The following is a 22019-nucleotide window of genomic DNA, read 5'->3' on the forward strand; positions in this document are numbered from 1 at the left end:
CCTGTTCGTAAGCTCTTTGCCGGAACGACTGACGCCAAACTCCATCATTACGATGCGGGTCAATTCTCTTTCAATGTGGCAAAAGGCCGCTGTGCAACCTGTGAAGGTGAAGGATTCGTCAGCGTGGAGCTGTTGTTTATGCCGAGCGTGTATGCACCGTGCCCGACCTGCCATGGCGCGCGGTATAACCGGGATACTCTCAGGATCTGCTGGCAGGACAAAAATATCGCGGAGGTCCTGCATATGACGGTGGATGAAGCCAGTCAGTTCTTTGCGACTGAAGAACCAGTGGCTCGTCCCCTCCGTCTGCTGAGTGAAATTGGTCTGGGCTACCTGCGTCTGGGACAACCAGCAACCGAGTTATCCGGAGGGGAGGCGCAAAGGATCAAGCTGGCAACCGAACTACAACGTAGCCAACGTGGCCACACGTTGTATATCCTAGATGAACCGACAACCGGCCTGCATGCTTCAGACGCCGACCGCCTCCTTGTGCAGCTGCAGCGGCTTGTTGATGCAGAAAATACGGTGATAATGATTGAACACGATATGCGGGCGGTTACTCAGGCAGACCAGGTTATCGACATCGGTCCTGGAGCGGGACATGAGGGAGGACGCCTGGTTGCCGCAGGAACTCCCGAACAGGTATCGCAGGTCAAAGAAAGCCGTACCGCACAGTATATTGCCAGGGAACTCTCACGGAACGGTTAAAAAGGGCTGTGTCGTCATTGCGTCAATGGCGGCACATTCCCGGCGTGTTCTGTATCAGTAATCTCCCGCAGGTATAATTTCAGCGCATCCCACTGGTTCAGCGCGTACGCGAACGCCTTCGACAGCTCCGAGTGCCGTGACAGCGTTTTCTGCTTTTCACGCAGCCAGCCCTCCAGCGCGGTCAGCAGCGGTACCGCTTTTTCCTGCCGAATGGCCAGCCGTTCCGCCGCGCTTTTGCCCCGGATGCCCGCCTCGATGCCATACAGCTCGCCGATACGGCACAGCGCTTCGGTCGTGGTGTCAGAGGGCGTCCGCACGTGCACGTCCGCCTGCAACACCCCGCTGAACCCCGCAAGATGCGACTGCGGATGTGTAACGCTGGCGTGATAGAAATTTTAAGTCAGTCATCAGGTGTCCACCTAATTAGGGGTCAGTTTGGATATCGAAAATTATTGTACGTCAAGGTTATTTTTTGACCTCTCTACTTTAGCGGGCCTCAGCCGACGAAACTTATCGGAAGCCGGTACCGGCCAGTCTGACTGAAGATGGAAGCAAAATTAATGCTGTGGGCTACCATACCTTCTTTAACAGGTGATTTGTGAACTGCAACTTCTCGGAACGGGAGTTTGCGCAAGGACCGGAAGTCCGCTTTTCGCTCATAGCGGACCGTTCCTGCGCACATGTCTGCTATGTGGTAGAGGCAGACAATACTTACAGCACAGGGCGTTAATAAATACGGAACAGATCAACCGCAGATGCCTCCTCCTGAATGTATTAATTTTGCTATCTCGTCGGCAAAATCAGGGAACAAGTCTGGATATGGAAGCGCCTGGCAGCTGAAAGTATGAATAATAACGCCCTGACAGGATATTTTATTGCACCCTGTCAAAAGTCATACATTCTTTCCCGGTTTTTGCTTTCTCATACCGGATAACTCTATTTAAGGCTTAAGGATAACCTTCGTCCATCCTTCATCCCGCTCATCGAAGTGCTTATATCCGGCAGGAGCCTCTTCAAGCGAAAGACGATGAGAAATTATTTTGCCCGGACTGGCTTTATCGTGATGGATGAGGCGAGACAGCTGACGGTTATAGGCCTTAACGTTCGCCTGGCCGGTACGGATTGCCTGTCCTTTAAACCAGAAACTCCCAAAATCAAATGGCATCTTACCCTCTCTGGCAAGCTCCGATTCAGCCCCCGGATCCTGAGGAATAAAGACGCCAACCACACCAATTCCCCCGGTTGCTTTCGTCGACGCAACAAGACTGTTCATGGTAACAGAGTTATCTTCATGGCCATGTTTGTTACAGCACTGATAGCCAACACATTCGCAGCCACAATCCGTACCGCGTCCATCCGTCAGGTCGAGAATTTTTTGTACAGCTTCATCGCCAGTAGCATTGATGCCCGTCGCCCCCATTTTTTCAGCCAGAGCCAACCGGTCTGTGTGCGTATCAACCACAAACACCTGTGAAGCACCTTTAATGATCGCCGAATGAGCTGCCATCAAACCGACCGGCCCCGCGCCATAAATGGCCACGCTTTCACCAGGCTTCAATCCGGCAAGTTCTGTTGCATGCCAGCCGGTAGGAAAAATGTCAGAGAGCATCACATAATCATCTTCTTTTTCTGCCGCATCAGGGGGAAGAACAAGGCAGTTAAAGTCGGCAAATGGCACCCGAAGAAGTTCCGCCTGACCTCCCTCCCAGGGACCCATTTCAGCAAAACCATAAGCTGCGCCTGCCGTACCCGGATTGGTAGTGAGACAAAAGCCGGTCAGACCTTTTTCACAGTTTTCGCAAAAACCACATCCCACGTTAAACGGCAGACAAACATAGTCGCCCACCTTAATACGTTCAACGCCTGAGCCAATTTCGACCACTTCACCCAGGTTTTCGTGACCCAGAATCCGTCCCTGTTCAAAGCTGGTCCGGCCCTCATACATGTGCAAGTCCGACCCACAAATGTTGGTGGTGGTGATGCGGACGAGTACATCCGTGGGGCGGACAATTTTCGCATCCGGTACGTCTTTTACTTTTACATCATAAGGACCGTTGTAAATTACTGCTTTCATGATCTTCTCCTTCTTGCGTGCGGAAAGGAAATGCTGCCCCGCGGATTGGGGTATCAATCGAGTTTAGCTGCCATAACAGATCTCGCGATCGGCGAAAGGACGATTAGGATGTTTCTTAACTAAGTGCATTGAAGTCTGTAAGACAGGTACTTACCGATGAAGGCTGCCTGGAAAACGTAAAAACATCACACGTTAATCCGGTTTTTTTAAGCAGGCAAGGGATTACGGACAGCTTTGAGCGAGAAGCGGATAAAGTAAATCTATCTCATTTCTGCATTGTGCCAGAAGTAGACATAGGTGAATTAGGTAACCCTAGAGATGCACTTTGAATCAATGATATGAAATGCTGAAAAGGTAATTAACTAATTCAAAATTTGAATAATCAGTTATCTCTTCCATGCTTAATACGTAACCTTAGCTAAGGAGAAATTATGTTAGACGAATACAAAAAATGCATCGAAGCCTGTTATCTATGTGCAACGGCATGTGATAACTGTGCGGCTTCGTGTCTCGACGAAGAGAATCTGGAGATGATGCGCGAGTGCATAAAACTGGATATGCAGTGTGCAAATATCTGCCGTCTTGCAGCTCAATTCATGACACTAAATAGCGGGTCTGCCCAGGATCTTTGCCGTCTTTGCGCTGATGTTTGTCAGAAGTGCGGTGACGAGTGTGGAAAGCATGAACATGACCATTGTCAGGATTGCTCAAGCGCTTGTCATCACTGCGCCGAACAATGCAGAAAGATGGCCGCCTGAGAAAAACTCAAATTACCAAACCCGCTTCGGCGGGGTTTTATATTCCCGGTAATAAGTCGTAGAAGGATGAGATAGATGAGTTTAAGAGTACGGGCGGGAAATAGATCTACTCGAAAGTACTAGCCTCAATGACAAATTCTGGCACAGATTATTTGATTGGCTCAATGTCCGTTTTCGCTGACAGCGGACTGCACCCCGCCGGGGTGACCGCTTCGTGCCAGAATTGGACGTTTCCAAAATCTGCATGCACTAATCGGTGGAGAGCAGATCTCACTGCATAGCCATGCAGACGCGCAGAAATCATCAGGGGCGTTTGAAAGGTGCCGGAAACAGGCGGGAGGCCGCAGAAACGTGCTGAGGGCGCCTGCGGCGGTGCGCCCAAGGGTTGTTATGTTTAATATGGCAGAACTTTCCTGTCGCTATCATTTTGACGCCCGCTATTCGCTCATAGATATGCCTGTCGCGTTTGCGGCTTTACTTGTTATACCCAACCTGCCTGATTTTTATCGCCAGCATCCCGGAATTGAAATTATCCTGAGCAGCTCAGACCGCCGACGGAATATGCTGCATGATGGCCTGGACTGCATACTGAGGGTGGGGGAGCTGGACGATGGCGACTATATCGCAAAGGAGGTGGGAACCGTTAAAATGACGACCTGCGCCAGTCCTGCGTATCTTGATCAACACGGCACCCCGGAAACAATGGACGAGTTGCAGCAGCATCAGGCCGTCAACTGGATTAACAGCAGCAACAGACAAGTTATGCCCTGGACATTCGGGACGTCAGAGGGCTCCACCGAAATTGAACTTCCAGGCAGGCTTGTCGTGGATAACTCAGAAGCCTACATTGCAGCAGGCCTGGCGGGGCTGGGAATACTACAGGGCATGAATATTTTTTTGCAGCCTTATCTCGATCGCGGGCTGTTGGTAGAGGTTCTGCCAGATAATACGTCCCCGAATCGCAAACTGTAACTTCTGTATCCGCACCGCCATCTCTCCCGAAAAGTACGGGCGTTTACCGACTGGCTGGAAAGTTTATTGTAAACGCCTGGGGGCCTGCAGCCTGCTGGTACGTGCGCTGCCTTTTATCGGCCCGCCAGCTTCTGTATGGCTTCACGGACAGGAGCATCGCCAGACGTCAGCTCAATGATGACGCGGCTGACGGCAGGTTGCTCAATGAGTTCAGCCAGCGTAGCCGCCACGTCATCACGGGGCACGTTACCATACGGGATGGCCAGGCCGGCACGTACATAACCCGTACCAGTCTTATCCTGCAGCGCGCCGGGGCGCAGGATCACCCAGTCAAGCTCGCTTTGTGCTAGTTCCACATCGGCCATTTTTTTAACACGCATATAATTTTCGAATGATTCAGAAGTGGTTTCTCCCCGTGCGGACTCCGGGAATGCAGAAACGAGCAGAAAGCGAGACACACCGGCACTGAGGGCGGCAGCTACCGACTTTTTCAGCCCTTCGCCGTCGACCGCATTGGTCATCTCCTGTCCCCCCTTACCGCCGGCACCGGCAGTAAACACCACTGTATCACTACCTGCAAAGTGCATCGCCAGCGCAGCTGCATCCAGCTCTGTCAGGCTCCCACTGACGGGCTCAGCACCCAGCTCGCCTAGCAATGCCTGCTGCTCTGGCTTACGGTAGAGGGCACGAACAGCATGCCCCCTACCTGAAAGGATCCTGCACAGACGCTGGCCGATTTTGCCTGCACCACCGATAATGAAAACATGAACCACAGTTGTCTCCTTCTGGGGTTATGATGTGTCCGAAATTATAACCTGACATCAGGTCAGTTCCTTTGAGCCTGACCGATTGCACTGCATGCTGCTGCCAGCACCAGACAGCTGGTCAGATACTCAGTTGTTCTTATAGCTGAGAACAACAGCCGTACCGATTTAGCTCTCCCGTCACGATGAGAACTCCTGAACCGGTTACACGCAATGCCGGCCAATATCTTCCGTTATATTCGAAAGATCCACGCAAGTTACTGAAGTGCGAGGGACGCAATGTGTACCTTGAACGAACTGAAGTCAGCGGAACCCTGAAGGTTCGATTCCATAGCGTTCAGAAAACTGCTTGCTGAAGCTCGATAGTGAATTGTAACCCACCCGCCCCGCGACCGTTTTTACCGGCAGCGTCGATGTCATCAGCAGGCGGAGAGCCTCCGCGATACGTGCATCGGCGATAACTGAGCGTAAGCTGGTTGACTCACTGGCCAGGTGGCGCCGAAGCGTGGGGCCACTGAGTCCCGTCAGATCTTCAATTTCAGCAGCACTCCAGGGATGAGCCGGTTTGTCCGCTACCATCTGACGGATTTTCATGGCCAGACTTGGCTGCCGGGCTCGCAGCAAAGCATGGTATCCCATGCCATAAAGCCAGAGCACCACTTCAACCATGGCGTGCAGGGAAAGCGGACGCTTCCCTTCCCGCATTGCGGCTGTCCAGCGGTTAAGGGGTGAAAGAAGAGCTGATACGGAAATGGCTGCGATGCTGCCGGTGTCCTGTGGTGGTGGTGCGGCAAGTAACAGCCTGGCTGCTTCAAGCTGTTCCTCCGCGAGCACCACGCTCAGGGCAACAAACTCACCACTTTGTTCTGAAGGGGCATATTCTATATCGATGCTACGGGCATTCGGGACGACCATAATCTCGCCCGGGATCACCCGGTGCCATTTCTCATTTTCACGATACCGGAATTCTCCTTCCAGCGGGAAGGAAAGGGTCGCACCTTCCACCTCGAACTTCTTTACCTGATGCGTCTGTTCTGCGCGAAGGCAATCGCAGGGAAGTGGAAAACGGGAGCGTGCCAGGGTAAGAAGCTCAGCGAGGAGATCATCAACGGGAGAATCGGAAAAGCTGACTGTTTGCATATTCATCCGGAATTTGACTTTGACCGCTATTATACGTCGCCATATACAAAAGCATACAGCGACGCGTGCGGTTGTCTATTCCCGGATGACAAAAATCAGGCCGATTATAGTTATTGCCATACCCACAAGCATGGGCAATGTAATGGCCTCTCCAAACAGCAACCACGCTTCAGCTGCCGTGAGAATGGGAACCAGGTAAAAGTAAGTAGCGACTTTGGTTGCTTCACCGCTTCGTATCATAAAAATCAGCAACATAATCGCCAGAACCGATACGCCAATAACCAGCCAGCCCAGACCCAGCGCAAATGATAAGCTCCACTGCGTCGGAGCAGATTCGAACATCAGGCTAATTGCACCCATCGATATTGTCAAAGTGACGTACTGTAAAAACGTGTTCGCAAAGATATGTCCATCTCCCTGAGCACGGCGCTGATAAAGCGCTCCGATCGTTACGCCAAATAACCCCAGCATGACCGACCCAAAAGCCACAGGATCCAGTGCAAAACTATGCTGGCCTGGCGAGAGCACCAGGAAAACGCCCGCAAAGCCAATCGCAATACCCAGCCATTTCCGGGGATGCAGGGACTGACGGTGCATGAGTGAAACCAGTATTGCAGTCAGTACCGGCTGCAGGCCGGTGATGAGCGCCACAATGCCTGACGGCATGCCACGATGGATGGCATAAAAGCATCCGCCCAGAAAGAAGCTCTGCAGGAAAAGTCCGACAATCAGGTTGCGAACCATTCCTCTGCCGGACGGAAAACGGGCCCTGAACCCCAGTGTAAGCAGCAGAAGGACCAGACAGGAAAATGCGCCACGCAGGAATAAAAGATGAAACGGCGCGCTGTACTGCACGGTAAATTTGGCTGCGACAAACCCTGACTCCAGAGGAATACAAAAAGCCAGGGCGCAAGAGTAATGAGCCATTTTTTTGTGAGGCAGTGATATTCATAGTATTGCAGGTGGGTTCTTGTCGGGCGATATGAAAGGGGATCTTCCCGGTCACTATTGTGTGCACCGGGAAGGAAGGTGATCAGACTGCGGGTGACCACAGGTCGTAATTCAGTGCGAAGCTGTTACCTTCACGGATAACCTTACCGGTAGTAGGCAGGTTGAAGTGCATACCACTGACAGCCAGGTTATCGCTCGCTGCGCGGTCAAGCACTTTGCTACGGATGGCCGCCGCCGCCGCAGGATCGCTGTCGAACGCGATAGTAACGTCAGGCTGAGCAACCTGAATGTGCGGGAAGTGAACAATATCACCCCAGATGAGCAGCGACTCTTTTTCATCACCCAGCAGATAACCGGTATGTCCTGGTGTATGGCCGAACAGCGGTACAGTCTGAATACCTGGTAAAATCGCTTCCTCGCGGAATGGCACCAGTTTGTCGTCATAAGCGCTGAAGGCGTTCCTTGCTACTTCAAAGAACGGCTTGAATGCGTCAGGCGCGCCAGCGGAAATGGTTTCATCACGCCAGAAAGCGAGTTCTTTCTCATGCACAAACAACTGCTGAACATTGCGGAAAACGGGAGTCTGCAGGGGGCCTGCAAGCCCGCCGATATGGTCAGGATGCGCGTGAGTCAGGAGAAGGGTATCAATCTGAAGCGGGTCAATGCCTGCCGCGGCCAGGGCTACCTGAAGCCGACCGCCCCAGCCATTGATACCTCCGGCACCACTGTCAATCAGGATGGTTCGCTCAGGCGTCTGGATAACGTAGACGTTGATATTAATACGGGGTACTGCTGGCACACCGCGCTTCTGCAGTAAATCCTCGGCACGTGAGCCGTCAATACCAGACAGCAGCTCAAAAGATACGTCCAGATAGCCATCACTCAGCATGGTCACAGTCATGTCACCTACTTTTTTGCGATTGATAGCCGGGGCCTGCCAGTTCAGTTGTGAAGTCATATTGGTCTCCGTTACGATTAGAGGTCATCAGGTTTTACTTTAGCAATAGTAACGAAATTTCTGGTTCGAACTGCTCATCCTGCTACGTAAACCGCTCATTCTTAAAATCCGGAGCACAGCAGGTTATATTGCTTTTGCCTTTCTCATGTAAGGTGTCGGTATTATCTTTACCGGAGCCTGTAATGGACATTATTGGAATTATCATGTCGGCGGGAAAAGCCTCTGACCAGTCCTCAAGCACCCGACAATAGTGTCCCGCCTCAATCCCCGCCAGGGCAGAAGACTCCGGCAGGTAGGCCAGGCCGTAGCCATCTTTTACTGCCTGAAGCATTGGATAAATGCTTGAAAAAGTAAGCTGCCCGTCCACTTTTTTCACAATCTCCCCCTGCCTGACAAATTCCCAGCCATACAGCGGGCCTGTGGGTGACAGACGTATATTGATGCAGTCATGTTTTTCCAGCTGAGAGGGATGTAGCGGCAGACCTCTTTCTGCAAGATAGGTGGACGATCCAATGACGACAAACCGTATGTCCGGTGCGATTCGGACGGCCACCATATCCTTTAATATGTCATCACCAATTCGGACTCCGGCATCAAAATTGCCCTCAACAATGTCGACAAAACCGTTCTGCTGCGACATTTCCACCTTGATATCCGAATATTTTTTTAGTAACGGTGACAATCGTGGCCAGAGACATTCATGAATCATGTGATCTGATACCGTAAGTCTGACCAGCCCAGCCGGTGTATGGCGCAGTCTCTGAAGAGCTGTCACGCCCGCTTCAATGCGCGCAAGACCGGGTTCAAGCGTCAGTAATAATTGTTTACCGGCTTCGGTGACAGCCACCCGCCTGGTTGTACGCATAAGTAACGGCATGCCAACGCGCTCCTCGAGACGACGTATCGTGTGTGAAAGCGTGGATGCCGAGATCCCGAGGCGGACAGCAGCCCGTGAAAAACTGCACTCCTGTGCTACTGCCATGAATGCAACATAGTCATTAAAATCGTGACGCATACCGTTCCCGTTCAGGATCTCCGATAACATTATCAGAACCATTTAGGTTCATGATGCCGATTCTGTGAGCCATCAGGCAACCCCCCCGTTCCGCTCATCCGATCATAATTTTTATAAATCTAGATATTGGTAAATCTCAATATGTGGAATAAAGTGTCGTGGTTCTGCGGCTACATCGGCCGAACGACGACATGCCAGGTCGTAAATGCTGAGACATGGCGTTTCAGTGATATTGAAAATTCGCTATATCAGGATATGTAATGAAGACGAAAAACCTGTTCTCTCCCACCAGACTAGGTCCCTACACCCTGAAGAATCGTGTTGTACTTCCGCCTTTAACCCGCTCACGGAGCTCACAACCGGGTGATATTCCGAACGAACTGATGGCTGAATATTACGCACAGCGCAGCAGTGCCGGGTTTATGGTGACCGAAGGAACACAAATCGAACCTCGTGGGCAGGGTTATGCGTGGACCCCGGGGATCTACAGCTCACGGCAAGTGGAAGGCTGGAAGAAAGTGACGCGGGCAGTGCATGAAAAAGAAGGCATCATTTTTGCCCAGCTCTGGCATGTCGGAAGAGTATCCCATAACTCCCTGCAGCCATGTAACGCCTCGCCTGTCGCTCCGTCGGCGATACCGGCAGGGGAAAACGTTAAGGTATTCATCGAAACCGGGCCGGGAGAGGGTGCGCTGGCTACCGCTTCCTGCCCCCGCGCACTGGAAAAAGAGGAAATTAGTGAGATTGTCAGGATGTACGCCGGGGCAGCTCAGAACGCCCTTGATGCCGGTTTTGACGGTGTGGAAATTCACTGTGCAAATGGATACCTGGTTAACCAGTTCATGTCATCCCATAGCAACAAAAGAGAGGATGAATATGGTGGCTCATTACATAACCGGCTGCGGTTTCTGCGCGAAGTGACGCAGGCTGTCGCTGATGTGGTCGGTAAAGACCGTGTGGGAGTCCGTTTTGCTCCGCTCTTTCAGACCACGGATGAAGTAAGGGTCTATCTTGGCCTGGTGGAAGATGATCCCCATGAAACCTATACCGAAGCCGTTAAAATTCTTGAAGAAATCGGAATAGCCTATATTTCTCTTGCTGAAGCCGACTGGGATGATGCTCCCGAATTGCCTGAAGCATTCAGAGCTGAAGTCCGTAAGTTATTCAGCGGTGTAATTATGTATGCCGGGCGATATACGCAAGAAAAAGCCGAACGGATTATCGGTGCTGGCTGGGGAGACATTATCGGATTTGGCCGCCCGTTCATAGCTAATCCGGATTTACCGCAGCGCCTTTATCATGAATGGCCACTGAATCCGGTCGATCCAACAACCATGTATGGTGGAACGGCAAAAGGCTACACAGATTATCCCGCCTTTGGCTAACCATTCTTATGAGCATCAGCTTTTCAAAAGCTGATGCTTAACGTAGAGAAGTATCGTAACATTGCAATTCCTCAATGCGACAAGTGACAGAGTTTATGCCTGATATTGATTTGAATGACGTGATTAAGGCGCTGGGAAACCCTGTTAGAAGAAAAATTCTGCATATGCTCAAGGAACCGAAAATACACTTCCATCAGCCTTATGCTGATGCGGACGAGTTCGGTGTGTGTGTCAGTATCATTCAGGAAAAGGTCGGGCTCTCACAGTCTACCGTTTCTCTTTACCTCTCAGCTCTTCAACGGGCACAACTTGTTACTTCTCAGCGCATCGGTCCCTGGACGTACTACAAACGTGACAATGATAAAATAAGGGTTGTTCTTGAGTTGCTGAAAAATACAATCTGATACAGGACTGAGCACATTCAGTGTAACAGTACCGGGGGTTCGTACTTGCGATCCCGGCAGGCATTCCATGAAAGCGCACTAATTCCTCAATATCAGGCTGCAGACCGGTCATAAGAGGCTAATAGTTTTGCAAAATATCCACCAGTTTGGGTCAAATCACTCTGTCGGTTGGTGTGCATATAGACTGGCCCCCTGAATCTCCAGACAGTTGGTATCACTTAAGTTAGTGATAGTCTTAATACTAGTTTTTAGACTAGTCGTTGGAGTCCGAATGATTGATGTTTTAGGTCCAGAGAAGCGCAGACGGCGAAGTGTTCAGGAAAAAATCGCCATTGTTCAGCAGAGTTTTGAGCCCGGAATGACCGTGTCGCTGGTCGCCCGTCAGCATGGCGTTGCTGCCAGTCAGCTGTTCCTGTGGCGTAAGCAGTATCAGGAAGGCAGCCTTACAGCCGTTGCCGCAGGAGAACAGGTTGTGCCCGCGTCGGAGCTGGCATCTGCGATGAAGCAAATTAAAGAGCTGCAACGCCTGTTGGGCAAGAAAACCATGGAAAACGAGCTGCTAAAAGAAGCCGTTGAATATGGCCGACAAAAAAAGTGGATAGCGCACGTGCCCTTGTTGCCGGAGGATGGCGAATAAGCCTTGTCAGTCGTTGCCTCCGGGTCTCACGTGCGCAACTGCATGCCATGGCCCGTCGGTCGAAGGACTGGCAGGATCGTCGGTGCAAGCGCAAGCCTGATGATACTGACGCGCTGGCCCGTATCCATACCGTTATCGGCGATCTGCCCACCTATGGTTATCGTCGGGTATGGGCACTGCTGCGCAGACAATCAGAAACTGACGACATGGCGGTGATCAATGCCAAACGCGTATACCGCATCATGCGTCAGAATGCGCTGCTGCTTGAGCGTAAACCGGAAATACCGCCATCGAAGCGGGCGCATACAGGGAAAGTGGCCGTTGGAGAAAGTAACCAGCGGTGGTGCTCTGACGGCTTCGAGTTCAGCTGTGATAACGGTGAAAAACTGCGGGTCACGTTCGCTCTGGACTGTTGCGATCGCGAGGCACTTTACTGGGCGGCCAGTAACGGTGGATATGACAGTGAAACCGTGCAGGACGTCATGCTGGGTGCCGTGGAGCGTCGTTTCGGTAACAGCCTGCCGACATCCCCAGTTGAGTGGCTGACAGACAACGGTTCAGCCTACCGTTCTTATCAGACGCGTCAGTTCGCCAGAATGGTAGGACTGGAGCCTAAACATACGGCGGTACGTAGCCCGGAAAGCAACGGGATGGCAGAGAGCTTCGTGAAAACGATGAAGCGCGATTACATCAGCATCATGCCGAAACCCGACGGGTTAACAGCGGTAAAGAACCTTGCGGAGGCCTTCGAACATTACAACGAATGGCATCCGCATAGTGCACTGGGGTATCGTTCGCCACGGGAATATCTGCGGCGGCGAACCAGTAATGGGTTAAGTGATAAAAAGTGTATGGAAATATAGGGGCCAATCCAGCATACTCGGTGCAAGGACCTGCAGATATTTAAGATGGCGGATAGCTTGTTACAGTGCCGCTGATGACATTCCGACCCTGTTGCCGTCCGGGTAAGATAATACCTCTGACAGCGGTCATAAAAGCCCAACATAATTGTCTTTCGAGCCATATATTAATCGCTCATCGCGCTCTCTTTTTCGAAGAGGTGTCACTTAATCATGATCGGTCAGTACAAAAAGACAGTGCTTTTCCAAATTCCGGACGGTTGTATGCGAAAACGGTGAAGCTCAACAAATGGTGTCATCGCTGTGCAATGCTCTGCGGGCTCATTCTTTCAGTTAACTGTTTGGTTACAGCTTCAATGAAGTATTTCAGTTAATTCACAGCGAGGGTTTGAGGAAACCACGCTGTGATTACCCAACGCTCATCCGGAGCATCCGGATTGAACTGTCGCTGGAGCTTGTTGGGCGACACGATACTGGCCTCGCCTTTACATGCCCTCGGGCTCCGGTATCCGACCTGAGCCTTTATCCCGACACGTTTCATCAGTCGCCAGACTCTGTTCACTCCGCACTGTTGCCCGCTGTCCCGCAGATCCAGATGGATTTTGCGATAACCATAGACGCATCCCGATTCCAGCCAGAACTGTTTAATCTGTCCTGTCAGTCTCAGGTCTGCCTGATGGCGTTGTGAATGCGGCTGCTGAAGCCAGGCGTAAAAACCACTGGGATGTTCATCCAGCACCCGACAGAGCAGGCGAACAGGCCAGCAATAGGTGTTGTCACGAATAAAGGCGTACCTCAGTCGGACAGCTTTGCGAAGTACGCCGCGGCTTTTTTTAATATGTCCCGTTCGTCGGTAACCCGCTTCAGCTCTTTCTGAAGACGGCGGATCTCGGCCTGAGCATCTGACTGTTCTTTATTAGTGGAAGAATCCGGACCGTAGTTCTTTATCCAGGCGTAAAGGCTGTGGGTGGTGATATCGAGACGCGTTGCAACGCTGGCAACAGAATAACCGCGATCAACAACCTGTTTGACTGCTTCAATTTTAAACTCTTCAGGATAACGCTTACCGCTCATGGGCACCTCTCTTTAAGTCATCTTAAATGACTCTGAGGTGTCTGTTAAACCTGTGGCGATTCACCTCGCGTCCTTCCGTTCAGTATAGCCTCAGTCTGTACTGACACCACCCGAGAACGGAATGACGTCCCCTTTCTCCCTCCCGGTGTTGCGTTCAAGCTCCCTGACATACTGCTGTAAAAGTATAAGGTTATGTAACAGCTCTACATTTTCAGCCATCATCTTTTTGATTTCTTCCCTCAGCTCATTTCTCTGACGGCGATACTTTTCTTTCAGCTTGATCTGCTGCTCAATGCCCTGCTCATCAACCGGCGCGGTGCCCTGGCACGTTTTTTTCAGACTGCGGATAGCCTCCCTGACCTGCCTGTACTCAGGACAGTTATAATTCAGGGTGCCGTTTGCCAGCCCCGCTCGTTTTTCCACAGCATACTGGCTGATACGCTCCCCTGATAACATCAGTTCCCTCAGGGCCTGCTCTGCTCTTGCCTGTGTTTTTTTAACCCCCGACTGTTCGTTCGTCATGCTCTATTCATCCTTTTCAAAAAAACGGACAGCATCTGCATAAAAATCTCTCTCAAGCATCAGAAAATCCCTGTCAGCCTGAGGAGCATTATTTCGCACGGCAATCTCCAGAAGGTTGTCATAATGAGCCATCCTGCGTTTCCACACGGGAACAGAATCAGCTCCGGCCAGCATGTTCTCACATCCCGGATTGCAGGACGCTGACTGAACAACCGCCTTAAACTCGCAGTCATGGCCATTCATGCAATAAAAACCGTTTCCAAGAGATACCAGTTTTTGCCCGCCTCGTTTAGCCATGCTCATCGCTTTTTTCAGTGTAGGAAACGTCATCTGATGTAAGTGCCCACCTCTCTGGGACATCAGTAACTTCCCGCCTTCGCCATAAAGCAGGCCTTCATGCTGATAAGAAACAGCCCTGGAAGCTGAGAGTTCGGTATCAACCCTCTCAATCTCGGCAGCGAATGCCTGAGGGATCGCCCGGCTAAAATGCGAAGCGTTGAGTGCACCGGACATATACCACTCCGTCATGCCTCTGATTAAGTGCTTAAACTGCCGGATAAGATCATTAGTAGAAATCAGATCAAGACGCCTGAGGTGTACAGCAAGTGAACGGCGAAACTGATGGGTTCGCAATGGCCAGAAAGCCCCCTCCCGAATCTCCATCGCAACGCGTTCATCATCACGTATGTTTGGATTTAAAAGCCTGAACTCATCAATATGGTCACGTCGGATGAACAGATGGTGTCTTTTCACAAATTTCTTTGCCCACTCAGTCTGGCGCTGCGTCCCCATAAAAGAGAGTTTTTGCTCCGAGAACCACGACCTGATATTTAAAGACAATGGAACATTGTCCAGCGTCTTCCCGTCCAGGCCTGTCATGATTTGATTAATTCTGCGTAAATGCTGAAAAGGCTTTTCCACATAGCGACAAACAACCCAGTCTTCGTGACTTCCACCTTCCGGGGCGAACTTATGCAACACCGAACGAAGTCCCAGGATATCACCATCATAAATCAGTGAACCGTGCATCACGCCAAGCACTTCGCTGTGTCTCATCCCCGACATGGCCTGTATCACATTCATGACTTTTAACGTCAGCTCAAAATGCCAGGTGTTCAGCTTTATGTGATCAACGCCAATAAAATCAGATCTCCAGCGCTTATTTTTATGTACCGAGAACCAGCCCTGCATCCCGGGGCCAAGTGTCGCGAAAAGCGCCCGAATTTCCCCGGCAACAATATTGTAGTAATACGCGGCCCGGTAATCCGGTATGCTTTTTGCTGTCCCTCTTTTACGGGCTTCCAGCATCGACGTATAGTAAGGCGAATCATAAAAACCGTTTATGATAGCGCACAGCCGGGAAAACCCGTCAAAATCGAAATCACTGATTTCAGCATCCAGTTCAGTAATCAGCCCTTCCCAGACAGACATCATAAGACTGAAAGGCATACAATATGTCTGGTTTGAATCATCCACACTGTTGTAACTGTCGAAGCTAATATCAGGAAAGTAACCGTATTTTCGAAGACGGGTATGACCTGTCAGCGAGATATCCGCCAGGTCCATAAAGTAATTACGTAATGTTCTTTCAGAACGCTTCCTGCCGTGCTCATCCTCCTCCTTCATCTTTACAATGAAAGCATTCCGGACAAGCGGAAAACGAAGCTGAAACAGACTGCGATACCCCATAGACTCAATAATACGGGCTCCCGCCACAATGTTTGCACATTTCCGGATCAGGGACTGCGTCTTCGCGGTCCTGCCGACAATCCAGAGCAGGCTGGCTGAGATGATTTTGGCTTCAAGACGCAGTTCAGGATCCCGTATGCCTGAAAAATTAACGGTTCTTAACGTTTCACCAATATGGGTTCTGACATAGCGATTGGTCCAGACATCATCCCTGAAATAAATATTCAGCGTCTCCTCATTGATAAAACGCATATCATGTTCATCTGAGCTGGCGATAACCAGGCAGTTATTCAGACGTTCAAAGCTTTTGTTTTCTAGTGCCTCACAGATGATATCCTCAGTCGGAAACTCATCCCCTGAACGAAGCGGCGTTCCGGCAGGAAACTCCGCCATTCGACTACGGCTTACCTCTTTTTTCTTCAAATCTGCCATACCGGAGCCACACCTTCTCGCTGAAGTTTAACGCGCGCTTTTTTCAGGATCGCCTCATCTACCAGCCCAAGCCGTAAATCAATCTTCAGGAGTAACGTTTCATAACGCTCCACAGCATTGACCGAACCGATGTACAACGGTTTTCCATACTCGATAGCATGCCTGAATGACAGCAGGAGCCATACAGACTCCAGCGTTTCCACAACGCAACTTTTTGAACATTCGACACAATGAGAAAAATCCGCACAAGCCTTTGGTGTCCGGCCAAATCGTTTTTGCTTTTTTATAAAGCGCAATTCAATATCTGTAGGCGGCTCCTGCGATCGACATCCCAGGCCATTCAATAAAAGATCCACACCCTCATCGCTTCCACGCAGATCGATCCCCAGCTCATCAGCAACTTTTACCCGCTCGGATAACGCACGTGTCGCAATCCCCTGATTCATAAGCGTATCAAGTGCAGCACTGAAGTTTTCCTTCGCCCCCTGTGGGTTACCTGCAGCATAATTCCGCCTGTAAGTGCCCCAGTTATGCTGTGCTTTTTCCGCCGTAATCAGACCATTCTTTAATGTTCTGTCCGTATACTGCTCAGACGTTTTGCGCAAGCCAGAAACGGTAATTGATGGAAGCGAGGGATTAAGCTGCCGCATCGTGGCCCACGCCCCCTCAGAGTTAGAAAATTTAGTCAGATGACTGGGATTAAGAGAATAAAGCTTACGGAATTTCACCTGCGGCTCACTCAGAAACAGCGCCTGTACCGGAGGGAAGTTATCTGCGGAAACCAGATAGTTAACGATGTCGTCCCTGAGCCTGATAAAAGACAGAAACCAGTAATAGCCCGCACGTTTGGTCACATACTCCGATTTACCTATCGTCAGACGTATATACTTATTCGCTCTCCCCTTATAAACATAATCAGTGCTGATACCCTTTTCATCCAGATGTATATCATCCCGCGTCAGACCCAGAACCTGAGAGGTGTTTCCCCATGTGTGGTAACAGAACAGAAAAAAAGAAGTAAGAAAGTAATTTTCCAGAACGTCCCTGATGATGATCTCTGCCCTGCTGACCCCGTTCTCTCCCGGATACCGGAAATACGCTTCATAAACAGGTGCCAGCAAAGACGGTGAGAAATGCCGCACCCCTTTTTCCGATTTAGCGATATGCTCCCGGATACATCCCGCAAGGAACTCATTCATGGATGACAACTGCCTCAGGATCTCGGAAAGTTCATTCCTGGTATAGCTATCCCTTCCCTGCTGCTGATACGTTCCTTTCGGTAAGAATTCATATTCATACCGCCTCTGAATCTGCCCGCCCGTAAGCAAAAACCGGTTGACCACGGACAAGTAGTGTCTTGCCATCCTGACTGAAATTTTTCGCCGACGAATATCGTTCATGAGATGTTTAATATACATTTCAACGCCTTCAGCCGTGCCATAGTCATACTGATTGACTGACTGCCATATAAAAAACATATTGAGATAACGGAAAATGGTTAACCTTCCGGCGGGACGGTAAGACAGAAGAAATCGTTTCAGAGAGGCAATAAAATCGCGTTTTTCAGGGCGGGCAAGATGCGAATGTTCACTAAACCATCCGGGGAGCAACACATAATCTGAAAAATGAGCCTGAAGATAAACGTCAAGTAAATAATATCGGTTCAGATCCCGCTGAGTGATGTGTCCGCTGACCGTCTCCCATGACAGCACATTTTCGGCCATCCACGTTATCTGCGTTTCACTCCGGCTCATATATGGCTCCATCGCGACCTGCAGCACCGTCAATCAATGCGTCCATGACCCCGGCGACTGCATCAGAAATCTGGTTTTGCTGAAGAAAGACGATGTATTTCATCGTCGTATTTTCGCTTTTATGGCCCATCCAGTATTTTACTGTACCCAGCGCATTTGCGGCCTGATCGGGATAGCAACTCAGTGCCGAGCGTAAAAAATGGGTCGCAAACGTTGCCCGCAAATCATGGGGTTTATGTCTGAACACATTTCCCGGAGCAGACCGGGCCAGGCGATGGCGAAAACTGTACCAGCGGGAGTAAAAGGCTTTTTCAGACATCCGTTTCCCGTTTGCCATTAAAAATAAAGGCTCGTGCCGCCCTTCCCCACCCTGTCGTGCACGCCATTTTTGGATCTTCTTTTCATACTCCTCATCCGCCAGATAATCCAGAACCTGCTCGTACAATCGTCTGGTGATGAAGAGTTCTCGCGTCATCCCAAACTTCGTATGAACTCCGCATCTCGGACCAATATGAAGCCCCCTGATGGTCAACTCAGATACAGGGACACTGGCAAGGTACTCTTCAGTAAAGAGTGACGACGGCAGGGTCAGCATTTCATCCAGCCGTAACCCACAATTTTTCATCAGCACAATCATTAAACTGAACAACCCGGACTCAGATTTCAGTGCCTCATCCAGGATATGAACCTCTGCATCATTCAGTGGGTTGATTGTCCTTTTTGTTGTGCTGGTTATCCTGATGGCAAGATCCGAACTTATCACCTTGCGTCGCCCGTCAACGACTTTTTCGACCAACGTAAAAAATGAGCTGGCAGCCAGCTCACCACACTTGCCCAGAAATACGTAAAACCGTCGGATAACGCTGATGTACACCGCCGCGGTGGATGAGGCGATGCGCCCCTGCCTTACGGCCCCCAGAAGATACTCCCTGAAGCCATATGTAGGGCTTTGGTATTTCAACGTTCCCGGGGTGAAAGGGTCAAGTCCGTTATCCTCCAGCCACCTTATCCAGCGTAAAAATGCCCGGGCTAAAGGCTTTAAATCCCTGGCCTGCAGGATAGCTTTATCCATAAGATAAAAGTGTACATATCGGCTCAGTTTTCGATTCTGGATGCCGCTAATATAAGGTATTTCAGCATACAGAAATCCGGGTTCAAATTTCAGTTTCGGCTCTGTTGCATCCAGTTTGCTGACACGCCCATAACGCGCATGAATGTTAGTGATTATCCTCACAGTCTGTCGCCCTGAAACGCCACCTCATGCCTACACTATAAATCCGGAAGAAGAAAAAACAAACAACCAGGTTGCCGGGAGTGAATATGCAAATCAGGAGGAAAGTAAAAGATGTAACGACACCATCACGATGCAATACATTGACCTCAACACGTTACCCGGACCATACGTGATAAACATCACAAATCCTTTGAGTGAAGAACTTAAGATGTGATTTTCATTTCCCGGCACAAACCGTGCCCTTAAAAAACAGGCAACGGATACATCTTAATGCCAGAAGTAAACCTTAATTGATTGAATACAGCCTGAGTCCATTGCAAAAATAACACACAGGGTAAATTCGCATATACAGAACCCAACGAAAAGCAAAAGAAACCTGTAACACATTTCGTTTACCTGTCACTTTCAATTGTAAAAGCCAGCAGAAAAAGCGCATATAACTATATTTATCCCTGCGGGGACTTTTGTTTGTGCTATATATTTTTTACAGAGAACCGCAACGCGTCCAAACACAAGAATATATTTACCTCTGGAAAATGGTCTGACTCCCTTTCACGTGGTTGTAGTGACCTGTTCTGTGATTCATGTAATGTCTTTTCTGGATGAGGAAAATATGTCATCACTGATATTTTATACAGACGAAGCACAAGCACTGATTGTAACAGATACCCTTGCCGTCACCGATAATGGGGAGCCGTTATCTTTTGTTTCCAAAGCAGGTTACATCCCCCAGCTAAGAACCATCATAGCAGGTACGGGGGCAGGTGGATTTTCTAACACCTGGTTGCTTGAAGCATCAACCAGAATGGTCGTATCAGGTATACAAAATCTCAATTATCATACATCGGCCTGTCTAAGGAGGCTGTGGAAACAATACAAGCATGACCATGCAATTCCCTCTTCTTCAACGGTGACAACCAGTGTTTATCAGTTCGCAATTTGCGAGGAAACAGGAAATATCGTTTCGTTCGCCTATCGCTCAGTCCATGATTTCGAATCAGAGCAATTACAATACGGAACAGGAGTAAAACCTGAGTGCCAAATCCTGGATGGGGATTTGTTGCAGACAATTCCTGTAATGATGAATGAACAAAGGGCTATACAGGCGACATACTCACACCCGGAACGGATCCATATTGGCGGTGAGATGATTGCGCATTATCTGACATCATCTATGTATCAATGCTTTAAGATTGGGGAATTTGAGGATTTCAGAACTCAGGGAGAGTATATATTGAGCAGGATTTAGGCAAAACGCGGTTCAGATAAAGTGCTTTTAACAGGCTTGCTGAACATTAAAAGGATATCTCTCAATTACGATGAATAGCTTGAATTCTAAAAATAGAAAAGTAGAGTTTAACTCTAAATACATAAAAACAAGAGTAAATGAGCACCCGCCGAAGCAGCCGCGCATGATGTTGATTGAGAAACGGATCATCTCGTAAGCCGGAATACGGCTGTTGCCATATGACGGATGCGGCACACGCTTGTACGGCAGAGCAAAGACGCTGTCCATCTCTTCGGTAGAGAGCGGGATCGCTGGCGGGTTAACCCAGATATAGCGCTCGCCGTGCTTTTGCATCAGCGCTCGCGCGCAGCCGGGGTTGGTTTCATGGTGTAAGATGCGCGATGCGTGGGCGTAGAGTACTTTATCGCTTTTTACTTTTTCGTAAGACGGCAGCAGCACATAGGTTTTTTCCCACGGCTTCGGACGCGGCGGCTGCACCACCACGGCCTTTGCTTCCGCTTTCTTCGGCTCAACCGGTTTGTTATCCGCGCACGGCAGATCGTCACCGTACGGATGTGGGATAGGGTCGATTTTGCCCGGCATATCGATAATGCGGGAATCCACCCCGCTCCAGCCCGGCAGCGCCTCTTTCACCATGATCGCGGTGTTGCGCACGTCGCGGATCTCGCTGACCGGTTCACCCTGCGCCAGGCGATGCGCCACCTCCACCAGCGGACGCTCGCCGTTGCCGAAGATCAGCATGTCGGCTTTCGAATCCACCAGCACCGAACGGCGCACGGTATCAGACCAGTAGTCGTAGTGTGCGGTGCGGCGCAGGCTCGCCTCGATGCCGCCCAGGATCACCGGCACGTCTTTCCATGCTTCTTTGCATCGCTGGGTGTAGACGAGGGTCGCGCGATCGGGACGTTTACCCGCCACGTTGTCAGCCGTATAAGCGTCGTCATGGCGCAGCTTACGGTCGGCGGTATAGCGGTTGATCATCGAGTCCATGTTGCCCGCGGTCACGCCGAAGAACAGGTTAGGCTTGCCCAGACGCATAAAGTCGTCTTTGCTGTTCCAGTCAGGCTGGGAGATGATCCCCACGCGGAAGCCCTGGGCTTCAAGCATACGGCCACAGATCGCCATGCCAAAGCTCGGGTGATCGACATACGCATCGCCCGTTACCAGAATGATATCGCAGCTGTCCCAGCCCAGTTGATCCATCTCTTCCCGGGACATCGGCAGGAACGGCGCCGGTCCAAAGCAGGCTGCCCAGTACTGGGGCCAGGAGAAGAGGTCGCGATCCGGCTGGATCAGGGAAATAGCGCTCATAATGCTTCCGAAGAAAAAATAGACAAAAGGAGCGGGATTATACGCTGGTTTACCGGGGGAAATGAAGGGGTATTGTGCGGGCTGTTGCCCTCACCCCAACCCTCTCCCACAGGGGGAGGGAGAAAGCG

15 protein-coding genes and 5 pseudogenes are annotated in these 22019 nt (G+C 50.4%); 7 read left to right on the forward strand and 13 right to left on the reverse strand.

Annotation, left to right across the window (positions count from 1 at the left end; all coding sequences use genetic code 11):
- Positions 1-708 (forward strand): annotated as a pseudogene (locus O1721_RS00005) (excinuclease ABC subunit A); the annotation flags it as partial.
- A gap of 71 nt (positions 709-779) precedes the next feature.
- Here the strand turns inward: O1721_RS00005 and O1721_RS00010 are convergent.
- Together O1721_RS00010 and O1721_RS00015 are read right to left on the reverse strand one after the other, a co-directional pair.
- A pseudogene (locus O1721_RS00010) lies at positions 780-1079 on the reverse strand (IS66 family transposase); the annotation flags it as partial.
- Between the two features lie 569 nt (positions 1080-1648).
- Positions 1649-2782 (reverse strand): glutathione-independent formaldehyde dehydrogenase, encoded by a 1134-nt coding sequence (locus O1721_RS00015; RefSeq protein ID WP_022651297.1) that lies wholly within the window; start codon positions 2780-2782, stop codon positions 1649-1651.
- Between the two features lie 431 nt (positions 2783-3213).
- On the opposite strand from O1721_RS00015, the gene O1721_RS00020 reads away from it, so the two are divergent.
- Positions 3214-3540, forward strand: coding sequence for a four-helix bundle copper-binding protein (locus tag O1721_RS00020; protein ID WP_022649401.1), 327 nt, complete (start codon positions 3214-3216; stop codon positions 3538-3540).
- Between the two features lie 447 nt (positions 3541-3987).
- Positions 3988-4584 (forward strand): annotated as a pseudogene (locus O1721_RS00025) (LysR substrate-binding domain-containing protein); the annotation flags it as partial.
- 41 nt (positions 4585-4625) lie between these two features.
- Here O1721_RS00025 and O1721_RS00030 read toward each other — a convergent pair.
- From O1721_RS00030 to O1721_RS00050, 5 genes are all read right to left on the reverse strand, one after another.
- Positions 4626-5285: an SDR family oxidoreductase gene (locus O1721_RS00030; RefSeq protein ID WP_007897903.1), complete on the reverse strand. Its 660-nt coding sequence runs from the start codon at positions 5283-5285 to the stop codon at positions 4626-4628.
- 294 nt (positions 5286-5579) lie between these two features.
- The gene (locus O1721_RS00035; protein ID WP_023279881.1) at positions 5580-6416 is read right to left on the reverse strand and encodes a helix-turn-helix transcriptional regulator; all 837 of its coding nucleotides are present in this window, start codon (positions 6414-6416) and stop codon (positions 5580-5582) included.
- A 75-nt stretch (positions 6417-6491) separates the two neighbouring features.
- Entirely contained in the window at positions 6492-7343 is an 852-nt protein-coding gene (locus tag O1721_RS00040) for a DMT family transporter (protein ID WP_023279882.1), read from the reverse strand.
- A 106-nt stretch (positions 7344-7449) separates the two neighbouring features.
- Complete coding sequence (locus O1721_RS00045; protein ID WP_017384065.1) at positions 7450-8325, reverse strand: MBL fold metallo-hydrolase; 876 nt, start codon at positions 8323-8325, stop codon at positions 7450-7452.
- Positions 8326-8407: 82 nt separating this feature from the next.
- On the reverse strand, positions 8408-9340 hold the full coding sequence (locus tag O1721_RS00050) for a LysR family transcriptional regulator (RefSeq protein WP_158002126.1): 933 nt from the start codon (positions 9338-9340) through the stop codon (positions 8408-8410).
- 260 nt (positions 9341-9600) lie between these two features.
- Here O1721_RS00050 and O1721_RS00055 point away from each other — a divergent pair, with 260 nt between their 5' ends.
- The 3 genes from O1721_RS00055 (at position 9601) to O1721_RS00065 (ending at position 12629) form a co-directional block, all read left to right on the forward strand.
- Positions 9601-10725 (forward strand): alkene reductase, encoded by a 1125-nt coding sequence (locus O1721_RS00055; RefSeq protein WP_023279877.1) that lies wholly within the window; start codon positions 9601-9603, stop codon positions 10723-10725.
- A 95-nt stretch (positions 10726-10820) separates the two neighbouring features.
- Positions 10821-11129, forward strand: coding sequence for an ArsR/SmtB family transcription factor (locus O1721_RS00060; RefSeq protein ID WP_032415288.1), 309 nt, complete (start codon positions 10821-10823; stop codon positions 11127-11129).
- Positions 11130-11400: 271 nt separating this feature from the next.
- Positions 11401-12629, forward strand: a protein-coding gene (locus O1721_RS00065) for an IS3-like element ISEc27 family transposase (RefSeq protein WP_148116659.1) whose coding sequence is annotated in 2 segments (ribosomal slippage) — positions 11401-11716 and positions 11716-12629 — 1230 coding nt in all. Because the reading frame shifts where the segments join, the coding sequence is not laid out codon by codon here.
- A 382-nt stretch (positions 12630-13011) separates the two neighbouring features.
- On the opposite strand, the pseudogene O1721_RS00070 reads toward O1721_RS00065, so the two are convergent.
- The 5 genes and pseudogenes from O1721_RS00070 to O1721_RS00090 form a co-directional block, all read right to left on the reverse strand.
- Positions 13012-13700: pseudogene (locus tag O1721_RS00070) on the reverse strand (IS3 family transposase); the annotation flags it as partial.
- A gap of 90 nt (positions 13701-13790) precedes the next feature.
- Positions 13791-14222 (reverse strand): hypothetical protein, encoded by a 432-nt coding sequence (locus tag O1721_RS00075; RefSeq protein WP_063413681.1) that lies wholly within the window; start codon positions 14220-14222, stop codon positions 13791-13793.
- Positions 14223-14225: 3 nt separating this feature from the next.
- Entirely contained in the window at positions 14226-16343 is a 2118-nt protein-coding gene (locus O1721_RS00080) for a hypothetical protein (RefSeq protein ID WP_017384059.1), read from the reverse strand.
- Complete coding sequence (locus O1721_RS00085; RefSeq protein WP_032607906.1) at positions 16331-18097, reverse strand: hypothetical protein; 1767 nt, start codon at positions 18095-18097, stop codon at positions 16331-16333. The genes O1721_RS00080 and O1721_RS00085 overlap by 13 nt, the downstream gene beginning before the upstream one ends.
- Positions 18084-19331, reverse strand: a complete 1248-nt coding sequence (locus tag O1721_RS00090) for a tyrosine-type recombinase/integrase (RefSeq protein ID WP_007897923.1) — start codon at positions 19329-19331, stop codon at positions 18084-18086. The genes O1721_RS00085 and O1721_RS00090 overlap by 14 nt, the downstream gene beginning before the upstream one ends.
- A 613-nt stretch (positions 19332-19944) precedes the next feature.
- Between O1721_RS00090 and O1721_RS00095 the strand changes: the two genes are divergently transcribed.
- Positions 19945-20580, forward strand: coding sequence for a hypothetical protein (locus O1721_RS00095; RefSeq protein WP_023279901.1), 636 nt, complete (start codon positions 19945-19947; stop codon positions 20578-20580).
- A 135-nt stretch (positions 20581-20715) separates the two neighbouring features.
- Here the strand turns inward: O1721_RS00095 and O1721_RS00100 are convergent.
- Positions 20716-21891, reverse strand: a pseudogene (locus tag O1721_RS00100) (YgiQ family radical SAM protein); the annotation flags it as partial.
- Positions 21892-22019: the final 128 nt, after the last annotated feature.

The sequence above is a fragment of the Enterobacter cloacae complex sp. HYC033_NIDB genome (assembly GCF_056673335.1).